General features: G+C 39.5%; 23 protein-coding genes and 1 pseudogene. 3 read left to right on the top strand and 21 right to left on the bottom strand.

The window, feature by feature from the left end:
- Positions 1–44: 44 nt before the first annotated feature.
- From J7E77_RS13340 to yugI, 5 genes are all read right to left on the bottom strand, one after another.
- Positions 45–1391, bottom strand: a complete 1347-nt coding sequence (locus J7E77_RS13340; protein WP_214714966.1) for a glucose-6-phosphate isomerase — start codon at positions 1389–1391, stop codon at positions 45–47.
- A 121-nt stretch (positions 1392–1512) separates the two neighbouring features.
- On the bottom strand, positions 1513–2676 hold the full coding sequence (locus J7E77_RS13335) for an iron-containing alcohol dehydrogenase (RefSeq protein WP_214714965.1): 1164 nt from the start codon (positions 2674–2676) through the stop codon (positions 1513–1515).
- A gap of 768 nt (positions 2677–3444) precedes the next feature.
- A complete protein-coding gene (locus J7E77_RS13330) occupies positions 3445–4728 on the bottom strand; it encodes a Glu/Leu/Phe/Val family dehydrogenase (protein ID WP_214714964.1) in 1284 nt (427 codons plus the stop codon).
- Between the two features lie 25 nt (positions 4729–4753).
- Positions 4754–5953: an ornithine--oxo-acid transaminase gene (locus J7E77_RS13325; protein ID WP_214714963.1), complete on the bottom strand. Its 1200-nt coding sequence runs from the start codon at positions 5951–5953 to the stop codon at positions 4754–4756.
- 186 nt (positions 5954–6139) lie between these two features.
- Positions 6140–6547 carry a S1 domain-containing post-transcriptional regulator GSP13 gene (gene yugI / locus J7E77_RS13320; protein ID WP_214714961.1) on the bottom strand — a complete coding sequence of 136 codons (408 nt, stop codon included), beginning with the start codon at positions 6545–6547 and terminating at the stop codon, positions 6140–6142.
- 137 nt (positions 6548–6684) lie between these two features.
- Here yugI and J7E77_RS13315 point away from each other — a divergent pair.
- A pseudogene (locus J7E77_RS13315) lies at positions 6685–6951 on the top strand (helix-turn-helix domain-containing protein); the annotation flags it as partial.
- Positions 6952–7136: 185 nt separating this feature from the next.
- Here J7E77_RS13315 and J7E77_RS13310 read toward each other — a convergent pair.
- The 7 genes from J7E77_RS13310 to J7E77_RS13280 all read right to left on the bottom strand — a co-directional run bounded on the left by J7E77_RS13310 (position 7137) and on the right by J7E77_RS13280 (position 11745).
- Positions 7137–7400 carry a DUF1871 family protein gene (locus J7E77_RS13310; protein WP_214714959.1) on the bottom strand — a complete coding sequence of 88 codons (264 nt, stop codon included), beginning with the start codon at positions 7398–7400 and terminating at the stop codon, positions 7137–7139.
- A gap of 56 nt (positions 7401–7456) precedes the next feature.
- Complete coding sequence (locus J7E77_RS13305; protein ID WP_088089458.1) at positions 7457–7834, bottom strand: PH domain-containing protein; 378 nt, start codon at positions 7832–7834, stop codon at positions 7457–7459.
- A gap of 173 nt (positions 7835–8007) precedes the next feature.
- Positions 8008–9204 (bottom strand): alanyl-tRNA editing protein, encoded by a 1197-nt coding sequence (locus J7E77_RS13300; RefSeq protein ID WP_214714958.1) that lies wholly within the window; start codon positions 9202–9204, stop codon positions 8008–8010.
- Between the two features lie 140 nt (positions 9205–9344).
- Positions 9345–9902 carry a hypothetical protein gene (locus tag J7E77_RS13295; RefSeq protein ID WP_214714957.1) on the bottom strand — a complete coding sequence of 186 codons (558 nt, stop codon included), beginning with the start codon at positions 9900–9902 and terminating at the stop codon, positions 9345–9347.
- A gap of 155 nt (positions 9903–10057) precedes the next feature.
- Positions 10058–10606: a superoxide dismutase family protein gene (locus J7E77_RS13290; RefSeq protein ID WP_214714956.1), complete on the bottom strand. Its 549-nt coding sequence runs from the start codon at positions 10604–10606 to the stop codon at positions 10058–10060.
- A 96-nt stretch (positions 10607–10702) separates the two neighbouring features.
- A complete protein-coding gene (locus tag J7E77_RS13285) occupies positions 10703–10912 on the bottom strand; it encodes a hypothetical protein (RefSeq protein WP_214714955.1) in 210 nt (69 codons plus the stop codon).
- Positions 10913–11004: 92 nt separating this feature from the next.
- A complete protein-coding gene (locus J7E77_RS13280) occupies positions 11005–11745 on the bottom strand; it encodes a peptidylprolyl isomerase (RefSeq protein WP_214714954.1) in 741 nt (246 codons plus the stop codon).
- 111 nt (positions 11746–11856) lie between these two features.
- Here J7E77_RS13280 and kapB point away from each other — a divergent pair, with 111 nt between their 5' ends.
- Positions 11857–12237: a kinase-associated lipoprotein KapB gene (gene kapB / locus J7E77_RS13275; RefSeq protein WP_214714952.1), complete on the top strand. Its 381-nt coding sequence runs from the start codon at positions 11857–11859 to the stop codon at positions 12235–12237.
- Between the two features lie 39 nt (positions 12238–12276).
- Here kapB and kapD read toward each other — a convergent pair whose 3' ends face one another.
- The 9 genes from kapD to J7E77_RS13230 form a co-directional block, all read right to left on the bottom strand.
- Complete coding sequence (gene kapD / locus J7E77_RS13270) at positions 12277–12900, bottom strand: 3'-5' exonuclease KapD (protein WP_088089465.1); 624 nt, start codon at positions 12898–12900, stop codon at positions 12277–12279.
- A 192-nt stretch (positions 12901–13092) separates the two neighbouring features.
- Positions 13093–13476, bottom strand: a complete 384-nt coding sequence (locus J7E77_RS13265; RefSeq protein ID WP_214714950.1) for a hotdog fold thioesterase — start codon at positions 13474–13476, stop codon at positions 13093–13095.
- A 118-nt stretch (positions 13477–13594) separates the two neighbouring features.
- Positions 13595–13825 carry a hypothetical protein gene (locus J7E77_RS13260; RefSeq protein WP_214714948.1) on the bottom strand — a complete coding sequence of 77 codons (231 nt, stop codon included), beginning with the start codon at positions 13823–13825 and terminating at the stop codon, positions 13595–13597.
- Positions 13826–14163: 338 nt separating this feature from the next.
- A complete protein-coding gene (locus tag J7E77_RS13255; protein ID WP_214714947.1) occupies positions 14164–15672 on the bottom strand; it encodes a leucyl aminopeptidase in 1509 nt (502 codons plus the stop codon).
- Between the two features lie 114 nt (positions 15673–15786).
- Positions 15787–16395: a 3D domain-containing protein gene (locus J7E77_RS13250; RefSeq protein ID WP_214714946.1), complete on the bottom strand. Its 609-nt coding sequence runs from the start codon at positions 16393–16395 to the stop codon at positions 15787–15789.
- A gap of 175 nt (positions 16396–16570) precedes the next feature.
- Positions 16571–16894, bottom strand: a complete 324-nt coding sequence (locus J7E77_RS13245; RefSeq protein WP_214714945.1) for a YuiB family protein — start codon at positions 16892–16894, stop codon at positions 16571–16573.
- Positions 16895–17068: 174 nt separating this feature from the next.
- Entirely contained in the window at positions 17069–17194 is a 126-nt protein-coding gene (locus J7E77_RS13240) for a YuiA family protein (protein WP_168245575.1), read from the bottom strand.
- A gap of 156 nt (positions 17195–17350) precedes the next feature.
- Positions 17351–17869: an NUDIX domain-containing protein gene (locus J7E77_RS13235; protein ID WP_214715036.1), complete on the bottom strand. Its 519-nt coding sequence runs from the start codon at positions 17867–17869 to the stop codon at positions 17351–17353.
- A 58-nt stretch (positions 17870–17927) separates the two neighbouring features.
- On the bottom strand, positions 17928–19145 hold the full coding sequence (locus J7E77_RS13230; RefSeq protein WP_168245577.1) for an NAD(P)/FAD-dependent oxidoreductase: 1218 nt from the start codon (positions 19143–19145) through the stop codon (positions 17928–17930).
- Between the two features lie 465 nt (positions 19146–19610).
- On the opposite strand from J7E77_RS13230, the gene J7E77_RS13225 reads away from it, so the two are divergent.
- Positions 19611–20609: an NAD(P)/FAD-dependent oxidoreductase gene (locus tag J7E77_RS13225; RefSeq protein ID WP_214714944.1), complete on the top strand. Its 999-nt coding sequence runs from the start codon at positions 19611–19613 to the stop codon at positions 20607–20609.
- The last annotated feature ends 46 nt before the right edge of the window (positions 20610–20655 follow it).

The following is a 20655-nucleotide window of genomic DNA, read 5'->3' as shown; positions in this document are numbered from 1 at the left end:
AAAAGAGAACTGATTTATTCACTATCAGTTCTCTTTCTGGTTTATTATAATCGTTTTTCTAATTCTGCCTTTTTCTCTTCATATCCCGGTTTTCCTAAGAGAGCAAACATATTTACTTTATAGGCTTCTACCCCTGGCTGATCGAAAGGATTTACACCCAGTAAGTAGCCGCTCATCGCGCAGGCCTTTTCAAAGAAATAAACAAGATAGCCTAATGTATATTCATCCATTGCTGGAATATTAACAATTAAGTTCGGCACGCCGCCATCTGTGTGGGCAAGCATTGTTCCTTGAAATGCCTTATTATTAACAAAGTCAACCGTTTGACCAGCGAGGTAATTCAGCCCATCTAAATCATTCTCGACAGCTTCAATTTTCAACTCGTGGCGCGGCTTGTCGACCTTAATAATGGTTTCAAATAAATCACGACGACCTTCTTGAACATATTGTCCAAGCGAGTGAAGATCCGTTGAAAAATTTGCTGAAGATGGATAAATACCTTTTTGGTCTTTCCCTTCACTTTCTCCAAATAACTGCTTCCACCACTCTGAAAAATACTGTAATCCTGGCTCATAATTAATCAGCATTTCAATCGTCTTGCCTTTATTATAAAGCACATTTCTAACGACAGCGTATTGGTAAGCGGCATTATCTTCGAGTTCAGAATGACCAAAGTCGGTTTGCGCTTGCGCGGCGCCCTCCATTATTTTTTCAAGGTTTGCTCCACTTACTGCTATCGGAAGCAGCCCTACTGCTGTTAGGACAGAATAACGGCCGCCAATATCATCGGCGATCACAAATGTCTCGTAGCCCTCTTCTGTTGCTAAAGTTTTAAGAGCACCTCTTGCTTTGTCCGTTGTTGCATAGATTCGTTTGCGCGCCTCATCCTGACCATATTTTTCTTCAAGAAGCTTACGGAAAATGCGGAAAGCAATTGCTGGTTCGGTTGTCGTTCCCGATTTGGAAATAACATTAATAGAGAAGTCCTTTCCGTCAAGGACGTCGATTAGATCTCTCATGTAAGTAGAACTGATATTATTACCAACAAATATTACTTGAGGTGTCTTTCGTTTTTCTTTTGACAATGCATTGTAAAAACTATGCTGGAGCATTTCGATCGCAGCTCTTGCTCCAAGGTAAGAACCACCGATTCCAATGACAAGAAGTACATCAGAATCAGCTTTGATTTTTTCAGCTGATTTTTGTATGCGTGAAAACTCTTCCTTGTCATAGTTGGTTGGGAGTTCAATCCACCCTAAAAAGTCACTGCCTGCACCTGTTTGCTCATGTAGAGAATGATGAGCAACTTTTACAGCATCTCGTAAATATGTAAGTTCATGTTCTCCGAAAAAGCTTAATGCTTTTGAGTAATCAAAACGAACGTGTGTCATGCATGATCCTCCAAAAATTTATTTTTCACTAACCACTTTATCGAATGATGAGATGATTATCAAGGAAGGTCACTTCGTGTAAGCGCATCCAATTTCGACAAATTTCTTCACAATCGATATATTATAGTGATGCACGATAAATGGCCAATACATCCTCACGGTTTAACTTAGAAAAGTTTCCAAATTCTCCGTTTTCCATCGCTCTGTCCGCCATTAACTCAAGCTTCGAATCGTCAATGTCATAATCGGCTAACCGTGAAGGTGCTTCGATGCTATTCCAGAATTCACGTAACTTTTGAATGCCTTCAAGCCCTGCCTCTTCGGCACTCCTGCCTTCAGGATTAACCCCAAACACCCGAACAGCAAGCTGCTTAAAACGTTCCGGCTTCACCGCTAAATTATGACGCATCCAGTGCGGGAATAGGATGGCAAGACCGCCGCCATGTGGTATATCATAGACTGCTGATACAGCGTGTTCAAGATTGTGAGTAGCCCAATCGCCGCGATATCCCATATTCAAGATGCCATTGAGAGCCATTGTACCGCAATAAAGGATTGTTGCCCGGTGTTGATAATTTTCTAGGTCTGAGAGCAATTTTGGCGCGGTTTCCATTACAGTAATAAGCAGTGATTCACACATGCGATCTTGAAAGTCTGTATTTTCTTCTAAGTGAAAATAGTGTTCAAGGACATGTGACATCATATCGACCATTCCATATATCGTTTGATTTCTAGGAACCGTAAACGTATTAACTGGGTCTAATATCGAGAATTTAGGGTATGTTACTGGACTTCCCCAGCCATATTTTTCATTTGTTTCCCAATTAGTAATGACGGAACCTGGATTCATTTCTGAGCCTGTTGCCGCAAGTGTCAAGACGGTTCCAAAAGGAAGTGCATCTTCTGCAAACTCCTTTTTAATGACTAAATCCCAGGCATCCCCATCATACTTCGCTCCCGCTGCAATTAGCTTTGTACAATCAATGACACTGCCGCCGCCAACTGCCAACAAGAATTCAATCCCCTCTTGTTTACAAATTTCTACCCCTTTTCGTGCGGTAGTTATCCGTGGATTCGGTTCCACTCCCGGGAGTTCAAAAACCTTAGCACCGATTTCAGATAATAGGCTCATAACATTTTCATACAAGCCACTTCGTTTGATACTGCCGCCGCCATAGACCAGCAAAACCTTTTTACCATAACGAGGTATTTCTGTTTTTAATTGCTCCAACTCACCTTTTCCAAAAATTAATTTGGTTGGATTCGAAAATGTAAAATTTTCCAAAATAAAACACCATCCTTTACCTTTTTCATTATTAGTTATTATGGTTAAATTTGCAAAAACTAGCTAAGTTCTATACAAAAAAATTCCTGCATCTTGAATGATAAAGGGTTCCGTTTTCGGGTGCATTCTTAATAAATGGCATAGGAAATGACGTGTGAATTGGCACACGTCATTTTCTTTATTTATCAAGGTTTATTTAACATTTAAGAAAAACTGCCAAATTAACTGTCAATGTTACTGCCGATTAAGCTGTCAATTTTAATGTTTTTTAATTGCTAAGCGGTTCGGGTTGATGGAACAAATGGCATTTGCTATAAAGACTATTTCCACTATTTTTTCGAAGAGATTTGGCCTTCTTCGCTTTATGAAGACCACTTTCTCTGTTTTTCCAAAGGGATTTAGTCTTCATCGCCTTTATGAAGACCACTTTCTCTGTTTTTCCAAAGGGATTTAGTCTTCATCGCCTTTATGAAGACCACTTTCTCTGTTTTTCCAAAGGGATTTAGTCCTCATCGCCTTTATGAAGACCGCTTTCTTTGATTTTCCGAAGGGATTTGGTCTTCATCGCCTTTATGAAGACCTATTTCTCTGTTTTTCCCAAGGGATTTGGTCTTCATCGGCCTTATAAAGAAAACTCACCAATATGCGGAGAGTTTTTACGTTTTAATATACCAATTGCTATGTCTAAACTTTTGTCATTTCGGCTTTATATTTCAGAAAAGCACCTCAAAACGGAACCCTGCATCTTGAATAATGCAAGGATTTTTTTTATACCCATCCTCTAAACAGGGAGGCCTCCGCCATTTTTCTTACACCAACCATATATGCGGCTAATCGCATATTGACGTTGCTAGTTTGCGAAAGATGATAAATGTCATGAAACGATTTGATAAGCTTGGTACGTAATTTAACTTCCACCTCATCTTCACTCCAATATAACCCCTGCTTATTTTGAACCCATTCAAAATAGGAGACTGTAACTCCTCCAGCACCGGCCAAAACATCTGGAACGAGCAGAATCCCCCGGTCTGTAAGAATATTCGTTGCCTCCAGCGTCGTCGGTCCATTTGCCGCTTCTACGACAATTCCTGCTTTGATGTTAGAGGCATTTTCAGCTGTAATCTGATTTGAAATCGCTGCAGGGACCAACACATCACATTCCTGCTCTAGTAATTCTTTGTTAGTGATTGTCCCCTCAAAAAGCGAAGTCACCGTACCAAAGCTGTCTCGGCGGTCCAAGAGATAATTAATATTTAGACCATCAGGGTTATAGAGGGCACCATAAACATCGGATATTCCCACCACGATTGCTCCCGCATCATGCATAAATTTAGCGATATAGCTGCCAGCATTCCCAAATCCTTGGACAATCACACGGGCTCCTTTTACCTTCATTCCGCGTTTTTTGGCCGCTTCTTCAATACAAATGGTTACTCCCTTTGCCCCAGCCTTTTCCCGCCCTTCAGAACCTCCAAGTACAAGTGGCTTGCCTGTAATAAAACCGGAAGAGCCAAATTGGCGAAGACGGCTGTATTCATCCATCATCCAGGCCATAATCTGAGAATTTGTATACATATCGGGTGCCGGAATATCCTTTGTAGGTCCGACAATTTGACTGATCGCACGCACATAACCTCTGCTTAATCGCTCAAGCTCACCGAATGACATCGTTCGGGGGTTACAAAGAATCGCTCCTTTTCCCCCGCCAAAAGGCAAGTCAGCAATTCCGCATTTTAAACTCATCCACATCGATAATGCCTTTACTTCATTAGCAGTCACTTGAGGATGAAAGCGGACACCACCCATGGTCGGTCCAACCGCATCATTATGCTGTGCCCTAAACCCGCTAAAAATTTTTGTAGAACCATCATCCATCCGAACAGGAATTCTAACATCGGACATTCTTAACGGTTCTTTTAATAATTCGTACATTTCTTGGTTATAGCCTATTTTTTTTAATGCATCATGTATAACAATCTGTGTTGATGTGAGTAGGTTCAATTTCTCTATATCCTTTTCATCTTCACTACTCGTTACATCATAAATCCCCATTTTGGCACCCCTAGTTAGTAGTCCATTATCCTAGAACGTTTTTTATCCTTTCTATCGCCCAATCCAATTCTTCTTTACTGATCACCAGCGGCGGCGCAAAACGAATCACCGTGTCATGTGTCTCCTTACACAGTAGACCTTTGTCCTTTAATTGTTCACAATATTTGCGGGCCGGTGCCGTTAGTTCAACACCAATAAATAAGCCGCGGCCGCGAACATCTTTGATTAACGGATTATTAATTTCTTTTAATATACTGAGAAAATAATCACCAAGTTCAAGGGATTTTTCAGCAAGTTTTTCATCCATTAGCACTTCAAGTGCAGCAATCGAAACCGCACATGCTATCGGATTTCCACCAAAGGTAGAACCGTGCGATCCTGGATTAAAAACACCCAAAATATCTTTATTTGCAACAACACACGAAATGGGGAACACACCGCCGCCAAGTGCTTTACCGAGGATATACATGTCAGGTTCGATCCCTTCCCACTCGCAGGCGAACATTTTACCTGTTCGGGCCAAACCTGCTTGAATTTCGTCAGCAATAAACAGAATATTATTTTCCTTACATAAATCAAAGGCCGCCTTCATAAAGCCTTCAGGCGGAATGACAATCCCAGCTTCACCTTGAATGGGTTCAATTAAAAACGCTGCAGTATTAGGCGTAATCGCAGCTTTTAATGCCTCCAAATCACCATAAGGAATAAGTTTGATTCCTGGCAGCATTGGTCCAAATCCGCGTTTATATTCATCATCAGATGATAAGGAGACTGCCGTCATGGTCCTGCCGTGAAAGTTTCCAATACATGCAATAATTTCTGCTTGGTTCTCTGCCACACCTTTAACATCATAGCTCCAACGTCGCGCCGTTTTCACAGCCGTTTCCACTGCTTCCGCCCCTGTGTTCATTGGCAGCACCATTTCTTTATTCGTTAATTGACAAACTTTTTCATACCATGGGCCCAGCTGGTCATTATGAAAAGCACGCGAAGTTAACGTAACCTTATCTGCTTGATCCTTTAAGGCTTGAATAATTTTTGGGTGACGATGCCCTTGGTTTACCGCAGAATAAGCACTAAGCATGTCCATATATTTATTGCCTTCAGGATCTTCTACCCAAACACCCTCTGCACGAGTGATGACAATTGGCAATGGATGATAGTTATTCGCACCGTATTTCTCCGTTTTTGCGATTAATTCATTCGAATTAACGTTTCTTGTCATAATGAAATTTCCTCCATTTCAAAGCTGGGATATGTATATATAGTTCTATTGTAGCCGAGCTTGAAAAAAGAATGAACACTTCATCAAAACTTTTATTTATGAAAAACTTTATGTATAATTTGTGGCTTAAAAAAAAGCCTGGTCCGCTGCTAAATCATAGCATTTGGACTAGGCTTTTTTTAATATCTATTTTTTAATTAAATCTTCACGTTGTGACTGGTCAATCCATTCTTGGAGCTTATCTTTTAATGTGTTAAAGCCTTGTTGACCTTCCACATCTGGAATAATCGCAGCTGCTTGGCGTTTACGAGGCTTCTTTGCTTTTGGAGCAGCCTGTTGTTGAACAGGTGCTTCTTCAGTAGCACGGATGGACAGACCAATCTTGCCTGCACCTTCATCTACAGATAATACTTTAACCTTAACTTCATCGCCTACTTTAAGGTGGTCATTAATATCTTTCACGTAACCATGTGTAATTTCAGAAATATGCACAAGGCCTTGGGTATTATCGTCAAGCGCAACAAACGCTCCATATGGTTGAATTCCTGTAACTTTACCTGTTAATATACTTCCAGTTTCGATCTTTTCTGACATGAAAACACTCCTAAGTGATTAATTATTTTATCCATTATATATGCATTATAATATTATATCACAAAGAATGCCTTTAATCAAAAAATATTAAATATAAAAGGGCTCATTCGAAAATCTTAACATAATGTTCAAGTTGTGCAGGAGAAAGATATACCAAACGTGATACACTAATAGTGAGGAAATCTATTTTTAAAGGAGAGGTGAACCAAATGAATACAATCGGCCAAACCATTAAAAATGCCCGCGAAATGCTCAACATGTCTCAAGAGGAGCTGGCACAAAAAATCAGAGTTGGATCACAGACAATTGAGAAATACGAATCTGGCGAACAAATTCCAAGTACGCAGACACTGTTAAAGTTATCTACTGTTTTAGATCTCCCAGCTGCAGAGTTATTAAAACAATAACATATTCAACTTATTTTTTTGATGCAACGATCCTTATGGTAAAATAATCTGTTTTTTCTTTTCACGACTGTATAAAAAAAGGGAATACTGGAAAACCTCTATATCATAAGGCTTTCTAGTATTCCCCCCTTTTTTGAAGTGGACATCCAATAATGGTATGTCCCTTTTTTTTTCCTAAATTGCTAAATGGAACAAGAATCATTTGCTTTAATAGCTAGTAATACTTTTGCTACTTTCAGACATTTTTCCATTGGTATTACCTTTTCAAATGAAAATTCATAAATGCTTTGTATTTTTTTGGCCAACTCATCCGAGGCATCAAGTTCATGAATCGCTTGGATCGTATCAGCGATTTCTGTTTCATATCCTCCGTTGTTCAATTGGAATGGGTCCCACTCATTTAATACGTCAACATATTGCAAATTTATTTGAAGCTCTTTTCTCATATGCTTTTACTCCTAATTTTTGCTTTTAAATAGTATACCATAATACACCGTTTCACTTACTTAAGAACATACTCAGCTAGAACACTTTGAAGCTCGTAGATGTTCAAGTTCTTGTTAAATTGTTTTTGTAATGGCAGGGCATTTCCAGAAATCCATATTTTCAGTTCCGCATCTAAATCAAAGTTACCCGCAGTTTCAATGCTGAAATGTGTAATGCTTTTATAGGGAATGGAATGGTATTCAACCTTTTTACCCGTTAGACCCTGTTTATCCACTAAAATCAAACGTTTATTGGTAAAAATAAACATGTCACGAATTAACTTGTACGCTTTATCAATACGCTCATTCGGTGAAAGCACTTTTCCAAATTCCCGCTGTACATCAGCGGCATTTACCTCGGATGCGTTACCCATCAATCCATCTAAAAACCCCACTAACTTCACCCTTTCAAACTAATAATTTACTTCAAGTCCATCCTTACCTTTGGTTAAATAGGCACTTTTATATTGCCCTGGGGTCAAGCCTGTATACTTTTTAAATAGGGAGGTGTAATAGCTTTGATTGCATTGGGCCTCCTTGGAATGGAGGCCTATGTTTTGTTGTGGGACTATTGTGCTGTTTCCAATATATGCTGCAGCATTTGCTCCCCTGACATCAGGGCTTCACCGCCACCCTGGGTAAAGGAATCATTTCCACCGCCCTTTCCGTTTATAAGGGGAAGCGCCTTGGCGATTACTTTCTTCATACTTTCCGTTCCGGATGCCCCCCGCGCACAAACTAGCTGCAGCCGATTTTCAGTTTGTGAAACAAAGTAAACGATTGCTGTTTCATCTTCCGCAGTGATGATTCGGGCAAGCTTTTGCAGATCTTGAAGCGATCTGTTTTGAAATACTTCACTGACGAGTTTCTGCTCATGCGGATTACTTTTTCCAAGTAAGTCTTGCGCCTCATAATGGAGAAGGTTTTCCTGAGTTTGTTCCAGGGCTTTTTCTAACGTTTTATTATTTTCAAGGAGACGAAGGGCAGCTTGTTCCATTTCTTTTTCTGGTGCATTAAGAATCTTTGTTAATTCTAGCAGCACCTTTTGTTTTTGACCAAGCTGCTTAAGCACTCGGTTTCCACAAACAAATTGGACTCGCACTTTTTTCTTTTGCCTTTCCCAATCCAATACTTTTATTGCGCTAACCTCACCAGTTGCCTTTGGATGCGTGCCACCGCAGCCGTTATAATCAAAATCTGGAATAATAACAAGGCGAATATCCTCTTTGACCTTGGTTTCTTTTCGTAGTGTAAATTGAGACAACTCTTCTTCAGACACCCATTTAATCTCGATCGGCCTGTTTTCAAGGATGATCTGATTCGCAAGTTCTTCTGCTTTTTGAACTTGGTGCTGGGTTAGATTTTCTGTCTCTAAATCAATCGTGAGCAATTCCGCACCCAAATGGAAGCCGACGGTCTTGAACTCGAATAACTGGTCAAAGGCCGCAGATAAAATATGCTGTCCAGCGTGCTGCTGCATATGATCATAGCGTCTTTCCCAAGAAATGATACCAGATACTTCCTGCCCTATCCCTTGTAATGGCCCCACAAGATAATGACGAATTTCCCCATCGATTTCTTCAACATTTATTACGTTTTGATCAGCAAGGGTTCCTAAGTCGTATGGCTGTCCGCCACCAGTTGGATAAAAAGCGGTCTGATTCAAAACCACGTACCAATTTCCAGTTGAGTCTTGCTCTTGTTTTAACACCAACGCTGTAAAGGCTTTTATATATGCGTCCTGATAATACAATTTATTCTCCATTTTTGTTGTGCACTCCTATGTATTAAACATTTATTTATAAACACATTGTCATGAAAAAAGGAAAATAAATCAAGTTATAAGAAAACTGTTCCCTCGGTTATGAAGGAACAGTTTTCTCTAACCATATTATTTCTTATTTGTTATTTCTTTTCTTTACGCTGCGTGGGTTTAGTTGGTGGTTTTTGTCCACTTTGCTGGGAGCCGCCCATGCCTTGAGAGAAACCAGTATGCTGTTGTCCGCCCATCAGTTGCGGTAATCCGCCCATGCCTTGAGGGGATCCTGTTTGTTGTCCTCCCATCATTTGCGGAAACCCTCCCATGCCTTGAGGGGATCCTGTTTGTTGTCCTCCCATCATTTGCGGGAACCCTCCCATGCCTTGAGGGGATCCTGTTTGTTGTCCTCCCATCAGTTGCGGGAAACCGCCCATGCCTTGAGGGAATCCTGTTTGTTGTCCTCCCTTCATTTGCGGGAACCCTTGATGTGGGAATCCGTGATGGTATCCACCCATCATATGTGGATAGCCCGGTTGTTGGTATCCTCCCATTTGTGGATAGCCTGATTGTTGATATCCTCCCATTTGTGGATAGCCTGATTGTTGATATCCTCCCATTTGTGGATAGCCTGATTGTTGATATCCTCCCATTTGTTGGTAACCAGGTTGTCCCGGAAATCCTCCAGAGAATTGCCTTTTTTCCATTACTTTCGCCTCCTAAACTGTCTCCATGCTAGTGTATGTCCACTTTTAGGATAAGTTTAGATTACTACCTATATAGAAGAAAATTTCTCAAAATAAAAACCATGATGTTGAAAAAAAAAGACTATCACATTTCGGTGATAGCCATTAAAATTTTATTATTTCTCATCCTGAGCATTCTTTTGACCTGCTTTTTTATTTTTAGTAATTTCACCGCAAGCAATCCGTTTACCAGAATCTCCTGCAGGTGGTGTCATGCCATCATCTTTTCCTTCATCAACCACAATCGTGGTTCCTTCTTTTGTAAACAATGAAGTTTTTCCATCTTTTAAGGTGACATTGGGTGCCATTAAGTCTGCCTTAACTGACCCATCATCCTCGACGATTAAATTAGGCAGATCCCCTGCATGGGCACCTTTAGGATGGAGTAGCCCATGTTCCTTATTCTCAGGGTTAAAATGGTTCCCTGCAGATTTAAAATCTGGAGCCTCACATTTCCCACTGTCATGAATATGAATTGCATGTTCCCCAGCTGGAAGGCCCTTTAAATCCACTGATAATTTCACACCACTAGCTTGCTCAGCTAACTTAACTTTACCTAGCGAATCTCCCACCGCATTATACATTTCTACATCAATCTTTCTAATTTCCTTTTCAGTACAACCTGTAAGAATGAGCAGCGGAATGATCAACCAGCTTTTTTTCATATGTATACCCCCACACTAGCCAATTTGCCCTTAGTATGGACAATCTTACCCTCCTTTATCCAATGAAGGGATAAAGGAAAAAGGAACAGCTATTTGTTAACTGTTCCTTTGTGGAGGATGCTGATTTTTTAATTGTTCTTCTAATTCTTTTGCTTTTTGGGCCTCCCGTTTCGAGACTGAAATAATTATTTTCATCGTAAGAAAGGCTCCAATTAAAAAAATCACAAATGTAATGGCAGCAGGAATATATTCTGATTTATCTTCTGGAAAGTATAAAAATAAGGAAAGTACCAATGGTTGAAACATTTTCTTCTTCCTTTCTATCAAGGAACTGCTCTAAAAATTAATTATAGCAACAAAAAACGTTTCAATCCACTTTTCAATCCGATGACCTTTCTTTATTGTAAAACCTTAATCTCTTTAATAATAACATCTTTTTTGGGTTTATCTTGGGCACCAACTGAGATGTTGGCAATTTTATCAACGATATCCATGCCATCAATCACCTGGCCAAAAACCGTATGACGATGATCCAGCCATGGTGTACCGCCGTTTTTATTATAAGCTTCAATAATTTCTTTTGGATAACCAGCCTTTTCCATTTGTTCTTTCATTGCTGGATCAAGTGAAGAGCTTTGTACAATAAAAAACTGACTCCCATTTGTGTTGCTGCCCGAATTAGCCATGGATAAGGCACCGCGGAGATTATATAGATTCTTTGAAAACTCATCTTCAAAAGGCTTCCCATAAATGCTCGCTCCGCCTGTTCCGTTCCCGTTCGGATCCCCGCCCTGAATCATGAAATCCTTTATGACCCTGTGAAAAATTAGTCCATCATAATAACCTTCTTCACTATGTTTTACAAAGTTTTCAACCGCTTTTGGTGCATGCTCAGGGAATAATTTGATTTTAATGGTTCCCATCGACGTTTCCATTTCAACGAGCTTTTCATCATCGGAAACCTCGGTTGAAAGTTGAGGAAAGCCTTCATTTGTCACTTGTTGGTCCCCTTCCTTCTGTTCCGTTTTTGGTGTCGTCGTTTTCGGTGTGGATTCTTCTTTCTTTGTGCTTGTCCCACATGCGGCCAATACTAAAACAATCGTCAATAATGTAAACAAGATTTGCAAATTCTTTCTCATATATCATTCCTCCATTTTTTTCACTTTAACCGAAATAATTTCCTCACAATGTTTTTAATTTACTATGTTTCATATTAAAATGAAAGAGGAAAAGCGAAAGGGGTGTTTGTTGTGTCAGAATTCCAAATCGGTGAAATCGTAACAGCCATTTATAAAACAGGAAAATATATCGGAGAAATAACAGAAGTACGCCCACAGCATTATTTAGTAAGAATCCTCGCAGTACTTAAACATCCGATGCAAGGAGATTTACATAATCCGAAAGAAGCTGATGTACTTATTTTTCATGAGAGAAAAGCGCTCAGCTATCGTGAGCAAGCGAATATTCCATACAAAATGGTTAAGGCCTTCGAAAATGAAGTTCCAGACTATTTGGAGTCCTTAAAAGAGGCAGTAGCCATTATGAAAAAGGAACTAGCAGAGACATCTTCAGAATGGGCTGCGATGAGCTTAAAGGCATTAGAATCGCTAGAAAAAGATTATAAATTATAAAAATGCTAAAGGCCAAATCAGTTTGAATGATTTGGCCTTTTATGCGAATTCGCTTAATAACTTTGAGAAATCAATCCGATCACCAATTGTCGTTGGTTCTGGTTTCTCTAAATAACGTTTATCCTTTTCAACGAGCTTGAATATATTAAAGGTAGTCAACGCATCATCAAGTGCTCGGTGATGCCTGCCTGTCCCTTCTTTCCCATATTCCTGTACAGCTTTCCAGAGGCCAGTTTGATTTTGGTCACCAAAAAAGCGTTTATATTCCATGGAAAGATCTAATTCAGCAGCCTTGAGCGGAAAAGCAACCCCTGCCTTTAAGCAATTATGCCGAAGGACCTTCATATCCATATTTCCCCATGTAACAATGGTTGTTTCATAATTATGCTTATTGAACTCCTCCAATTTTTTTACAAGTTCAAAAATAGATAAACCCTTGTCTACCTGCTGCTGGGAAATATGTAAAAAGGATTTACATCGTTCCGTAAGTTTTGGGAATTTAAGTGGAGTCACAAAGGAAGAAAACTGTTCCGTCACTTGGTCATCAACGACTGCAACTATTCCAACCTCGATAATTTCTGCATAAAAGTCCTTCATTCGTACATTTCGTTCAGGCATTGTAAACTCAAAATCGATAAACAAATATTGCCGCCTTGCTCTCATCAATTTCACCACCTTTACGTTTCTTCTTAATACATTATATAAAGAAACCTGTACAAAAAATTGTGCTTTTTTTCTATTTTTTTATTTCTTACATTATAACATGAAATTAAAGTTAATTTTTTAAATTTTTCATCAATATAAAAAAGAATGGGAATGACTCCATCCTTATTTAGAAACCTGGCATACATGTTTTTATCTTTTTAACTTAATGACTGCCATTGTACATCTAGACACGCAAACAAGGCGATCTTTCTCATCGGTAATTTTAATATCCCATACCTGAGTTGATTTCCCTTGATGAAGTACAGTACCTACTGCAGTTACAACCCCTTCCGTTTTGGGACGGACATGATTGGCATTAATCTCTTGCCCCGCAACAGCCTCTACTTCTTTATCAACCAGCTCATATGCCCCTACACTGGCAACCGTTTCTGCTAAAGCAACAGATGCTCCTCCGTGCAGTAATCCAAATGGCTGGCGGGTCCGTTCATCCACGGGCATTGTCGCAATGACCTTCCCTTTTTCGATTTTGGTAATCTCAATCCCAAGAGATTTTAATAATGTGTTTTCAATCATTTCTATTCCTCCAATATGTAAAATGTTGTCTATTTAATCTATTCGCTTTATTTTCTTATTTTCCTTTTAATTATAGTTCTCTACATAAAAAAACAGCCCAAGAGCTGTTTTTTCTCATTTAATAATAATACGGGGCACCATAGCCTGGATAAAAAGCTCCTGGGTAGCCTACTGGCGGTGGGGGTGGTGGATAAAAGCCAGGATATCCATAACCTCCATAAAATGGCCGGCTAATTAACGCGCCTCCTAATAGTCCACCTAGAAAGCCCCCAATCAATGGCAAACCAAAACCAAAGCCAATAAATCTATGATCCTGTCCCTGCTGTGGGTTCCGATAATAAGGGTACATGCAGCAAACCTCCTTTCCTCTATACTTGCCTACACTATTTCATATGCGAAGTGAAGGGGTTTGGAGTGGGCAAAAGAGCCCCCGAGATTCATATTGGATTTCCTTAGTAAGGCGTTCATGAGGACAAATATCTGTATCCGAAAGCAGTCCTCATGAGGTGTTCATGAGGACAAATATCTCCATCTGAAAGCTAAAACTGGCCTCATGAGGTGTTCATGAGGACAAATATCTCCATCCGAAAGCTAAAACTGTCCTCATGAGGTGGTCACGCGGACAAATATCTGCATCCGAAAGCTAAAACTGTCCTCATGAGGTGGTCATGAGGACAGTACCAGTAATTATTTCTCAATTGGTTTAAACCGTTCTACAAATAAGGCAAGTGTCCGGGTCATGACTCCTGTTGCCCCGGCTGGACCTAAATCATATGCCTTGGAAGAGGTTGCCGTCCCTGCGATATCTAAGTGTACCCACGGTGTTCCTTCGGCAAATTCACCGATAAACGCCCCAGCAACAAGCGCATGGCCTTCACTGCCTGGGGAATTATTTAAATCGGCGACTTTACTGTTTCTTACCCGCTCGATCTCCGTTTCAAATAATGGCAGCTGCCACATCTGCTCACCAGCTTCCACCGAAGCTTCTAACACCTGTTGATATAATTGGTCATGGTTAGTCATTGCTCCAGTAGTATGGAGGCCAAGAGCTGTTATCACTCCACCGGTTAAAGTTGCCACATCTACCAGGTAATCTGCGCCGTGATGCTTGGCATAGGTAACTGCATCAGCTAACACAAGGCGGCCTTCTGCATCTGTATTTAAAACCTCAATGGTTTTACCGCTCATCGAGGTAATGACGTCATCAGGTTTAAAGGCATGACCGTTAATCATATTATCTGTGGATGGAATGACAGCGACCACGTTTTGCTCTGGCTGGGTCTCGCCGATGATTTCCATTGCCCCTAGCACTGCTGCTGCTCCGCCCATGTCCGTTTTCATCCCAACAATTCCAGCTTTTGTTTTAATAGAGTAACCGCCTGTATCAAAGGTAATCCCTTTTCCGACGAGGCCGATGACATCTTTCCATTCGTCTTTTCCTTGATATTTCAGGACAATCATTTTTGGCGGCTCTGTGGACCCTTGGTTAACTGCAAGGAAGGCTCCCATACCGAGCTTTTCGATCTCTGCTTTATCTAAGATTTCCACTTCGAAATCATACCTTACAGCAAGGTCTTTGGCATAATTAGCCATAACTGTTGCTGTCAACATATTGCCTGGGAGGTTAACAAGTGTTCTCGCCGAATTCGTTGCTTTTCCAAACGCAAACCCTACAGTTAGTGATGCTTCCACTTCATCTTCCTCATATTTATCACAATAAATCGTCACATGCCCGAGTTTTTTCTCAGGCTCGTTCGATTTTTGTTTGTAGCCTTCAAATTGGTAAGTGGAAAGAGAAAGTGCTTCACTCAACGCATGTGAGGCATCTAAACCATTTACTTCCACTGCTGTAAAGGAATCTAAATAAACAGCGGTTTCCTCAAGTTTACTCTTTTGTATTTCCTTAAAAAGCCTACCAAACGCTTCTTTTAGTTTATCGAAGGTTAAATCCTTTTCTTTCCCTAAACCAACAAACCAAATTCTTTTTGCGCCGATTTTACCAAAGCTATGTACTTTACTGATACTTTTTAACTTGGCCGATAAATCACCCGATTTTACTAGGTTTGTAAGCTGGCCTTCGAACCGATGATCAAGACTTGTCAATAATCCTGAAAATTTTTCTGGTTTATCAAAAAGACCAATGATTAAACCCTCATGCTCAGTAGATAGGTCTATTTCCTTTTTAACATCAAACAAACTACTTCACCTCCATAATATTGTATTTTTATTATAACGAGTAACCGCATTTATTTCGACTAACTAATTATCTTACAATTATATTAAAATAAAAAACAGGCCAGCAGCCTGCTTCTATCGTTTCTCCGAGCTAATGTACTGCCCGCGAAAAACTTGCATCGATTTATCTTCATTTAATGATTTAAGTGTTTGCTCTGTCAGTTTCCCATTGCCTTTTTCGACGACATAAATATCTAACTTCTTTTTCCCCCATTTATTATAAACATCATCTACCGTTTCATAATAAAGGTCTAGTTCATTCCCTTTAATAGCCCCGCCTTTATCAGCTACAACCCCATACCCGTATCCAGGGATAAAGAGAATCGTTCCAATCGGAAAAACAGATAAATCTGCTGCGATCGTTGAAAATAAATCACGTTTAACCTTTACTCCTGAGTAGGTAATCCCGTATTCCGGATGACCTTTACTCTTTCCTGTTGATTCTACTCCCGCAGTATAACCAGTGGCTGTAACAGTTAGCTTAGGATATTTTGACCAATCAATTTCGTCTTCTAAGGAACGTGAGGTTCCAGCAACGGTTTCAGTGGTTGAGATAACCGATGCAAATTGCTTAATGAGCAACTCGGCATTTACTCCGGAAATAGATTGGAAGGTCGCTAATATTGCCATCAAGAAAAGACACACCATCGCAAAACGCCTAGTCCAATTTTTCATTTTATTCATAAAATTTTTCACTCCTCCCAAAATATTCATTCCCAAGCTAGAGGAAATTATTCAAAAAAGGAGGGGGAAAATTTTTAGAACTGATTTTTCTATTCCTTAAATCCTTGTTCCCAAAAAAAGACCCTTACCTAGAGGTAAAAGTCTAATATCATCTGGTATTCATTTATTAAAAGTCTTAAAACATTTGGTATCCATTTTTTCGTAAAAGCTTGATTGTAAAACCAGCTGCGACTGCACCAGCAAGTCCACTTATTAAGATAAGAATATCTGCAGTTGCTAGCGAAGTAAACCTGTGGCCCAACTCGTTAAAGGCCATTTTACTATTTGTAAAATATTCACTAAACCTTACTTTATCTACAATAAAAATTGCCACAATCGGATAAACTACTGCCATAACCCATGACATTCTTAGAAGCATATTTAAGATAAATCCAATTCCAAAAAATAAAACAAAGAATAATAAAATCGAAATGATTAAGACCACAATGCTCATTTGCATCCGAGATTCCCCCTTATACATCAACATTTAGTGTACTTAATGTCGAAAAGGGAGTCAATATAAACGAATTATTTTTGCAAGGCAATACTTTCCTTAAGAAAAAAAAGCCCCTCGAAAGTCTCGAAGAAGCAGTTATGGCTCGTTATCCAACTGATACAGAAAAGGTAAAAAGCCTTATTCTTTTTTCTTGCCTGTTCCATTACAGCACGTACAGGTTTCTGATCCGCCTAGTACTAGTTGAAAATAGCCTTTCCCAGAGCAATAATCACAGGTTTTTGAATCCAAACTCTTAACTGTCATTGTCCATCATCTCCTTAAAAATTAACTTAATTTTCTGATAATATATCAAGGATTGGCTAAAATAGAAAGGTCTGAATTTGTGCGAATCGCCCAAAGAAAACGGATACACATTAAGTATTCTTTCATTTACTAAGTTTTCCTTAAATTTTCTAAAAATTATAAAAATAATTTATAGGCTGTATACCCGAATTGATCACCAGGGTTCAGGTCACTAGTACCTGGCTTCGAAAAGGAAATATCATTTTTTATCAGGTATTGGAGAATAATCGATGCGTCTTTCTCGAGCAGCAGTTCTTCTGGAGACATAAATCTCGCTTCAAAGAGTTCGTTTTCCTGATGGATAACCTCACCCACTTCTATCGGTTCAAGCAGGAAATGGAGTAAATTATCACTGATTTCGCCTTTAATAACACCGGTTCTCAATCCGATGAACCCCTTGACCTGACATTGAATACCGGTTTCTTCCTTGACTTCCCGAATGACTGCTTCATCCGCAGTTTCCCCCATCTCAACAAAGCCTGCTGGCAATGACCATTTTCCTTTTAAACCGCCATATCTTTTCTTCACGACAAGCCATTGTCCATCTTTAGACTTTACCACCCCAGCAACAGCCAACCAAACCTTCCCGCGTTTTTCACGATTGCTCACCCAAACTCCCCCTAACAAAGAATTCATTTGTTCAATCATATCAAAAAGGGACAGATTTCTCTGTCCCTTTCGCATTAAAATATTTTTAAAAAACATTAAACTTCCCTTTTTTCAATACAAGACCTGCGCCGCCAATCATGTATAAAGAGCGATTATCGACTACTTTTTTCATGAAGGATGCCTTGGCACCAGTTATTTTTTTACCAAAAACAACACCGATCGCATCATCTTCACCAAGGGAGCAAACAGTCCCTTTATTGTCAAACGTAAAAGTTTCTAACTCAGCTTTATTGCGAACTAGGGCCGCTATATTACGGGCACAAACTTCGCCTTGCTGCATAGCAATTTGAGCGGTCGGAGGATAAGGACGATTAATCTCCTCATTAATCATGAGTGAGCTGTCACCAATCATGAAGACATCCTCAAAGCCAGGAACACGAAGGTCCGGCTGAACTTTTACCCTGCCTCGCATTGCTTCGAAACCTGATTTTTCAACAATCGAGTTCCCGCGAATTCCAGCGGCCCAAACGACGGTACCAGCCTTAATCTCACGCGGTTCCTCATCACCTTTTGCTACAAAAATTCCTTCTTCCGTGCATTCCTTAATCGCTGTTCCAATTAAGAATTCGACACCTTTTCGTTCCAATTGTGAAACGGCGTAATTCACTAATTCTGGGTCAAAACCAGGGAGTACGGTTGGTGCAGCTTCAACACAAATAATTTTTACTTTATGGGAATCGACATCATATTCATGGCATAGTTCTGGTATTCTGTTTGTTAATTCACCTAAGAACTCGATTCCTGTAAATCCAGCACCACCAACAACAATAGACAAGCGATTGTCGTTCTTCACTTCTTCCATATTGTAGGTGGCAAATTGGTATTCAATATGTTCGCGCAATTGACGTGAAGAATTCACATTAGAGATTCCAAATGCAAATTCTTTTAATCCTTTAATACCAAACGTTTCTGGCTCACCGCCAAGAGCAATAACAAGGTAGTCATAGTTGACTTCACCTTTTTCTAAAATAACCTTTTTTTCTTCTTTGTTTATTTCTACTACTGTATCTTGAACAAAATCCACTTTACTGCGATCAATCACATCACGTATATCATAACGAACACGATCATGATGTAACGTACCTGCAGAAGCTTCATGGAGCCATGTGGTTTCATAATGGTAGTCATTTTTATTCACTAATACAATATCCGCTTCATTAACGCCGATTAATTTTTGTAAGCGAACTGTTGTCATTAGTCCACCATAACCAGCACCGAGAATAACAATTTTAGGCTTTCTCAAAGTGATCACTTCCACCTTTTATTTTTTTTGAATAAACTCTCTTTTTCTTAGCTTCCACTGCTTTAACCGTTTTTATTTTGAATAATAGAAAAATGTATGTGATATAATTCACGTATGAGTCTAAAAAAAACGAACTACTTGGTTTGGATATCGATTTTCGCAGAGGTTTATTATGCTAAGAAAGTAAATATTTTCCTATGATCGTCATAAAAATGTGCTTTTTATGTCACAAAAATTTAACAATCTATCCTCAATACATCTTATGCTACTTTCACAGGATTATCAAGCAATTTTTATAAATTAATTAACTTTAATAGATAAGGAATTGCATCTCCTGTTATCTTTTAGTCCTTGTTTTAAATATTGTTTCTATTGCGAATATTACCTTTATAATGATGTGAGAATTTTTTATTTTATGATATTATAGTGAGTGGAGTTTCTAACTACAAGTTGGGGGGATACGGAGTGCAGGAGAATCAAAAAATTTATGACATTACAATCATCGGTGGCGGCCCTACCGGTTTATTTACCGCCTTTTACGGAGGAATGAGACAAGCATCCGTGAAAATCATTGAGAGCTTACCACAGCTAGGCGGTCAATTATCAGCGCTTTACCCGGAAAAATATATTTATGATGTGGCAGGTTTTCCAAAAATCCGTGCACAAGAATTGATAAATAACTTAAAAGAACAAATGCGCAAATTCGAACCTACAGTTGCACTTGAGCAATCTGTTGAAAAGTTAGAAAAGCAAGAAGATGGTACGTTCAAATTAACAACAAATAAGGAAGTTCACTATTCAAAAACAATTATAATTACCGCTGGAAATGGTGCTTTTCAACCGCGTCGTTTAGAGCTAGAAAGCGCTGCCCAATATGAACGGAAAAATCTCTACTACTTTATTGAGGATCTAAATCAGTTTGCTGGTCAAAAAGTTGTGGTTTTTGGTGGCGGAGATTCTGCCGTTGACTGGGCACTAATGCTTGAGCCTATTGCTGAGAAAGTATCCATTGTTCACCGCAGAGATAAATTCCGTGCTCACGAACATAGTGTCGAAAACTTGTTTAACTCAAAAGTAGATGTGAAGACACCTTATGTTCCTGCCGAACTTATTGGTGATGACGGTGGAATTAAGCAGGTAGTCCTTGAAACGGTTAATGGTGAAGAGAAAGTAGCACTCGATGTGGATGCTGTTATTTGTAACTATGGTTTTGTCTCATCCCTTGGACCAATTAAGGAATGGGGTCTAGAAATCGAAAAGAATTCCATTGTCGTAAATTCGAAAATGGAAACCAACATACCTGGCATTTATGCTGCGGGCGATATTTGCACCTATGACGGAAAAGTAAAATTAATTGCTTGTGGCTTTGGTGAAGCACCAACTGCCGTTAATAATGCAAAAGCTTTCATTGATCCTAAAGCAAAAATCCAGCCATTGCATAGTTCATCGATGTTTAATAAATAAGAAAAAAGCGTCCCTCAGCGGGACGCTTCAGACTGTCGACAAATCC

Source organism: Bacillus sp. ISL-77, assembly GCF_018613105.1.
The sequence above is the reverse complement of the archived record's forward strand: the minus strand, read 5'-3'. Positions and strand labels throughout refer to the sequence as shown.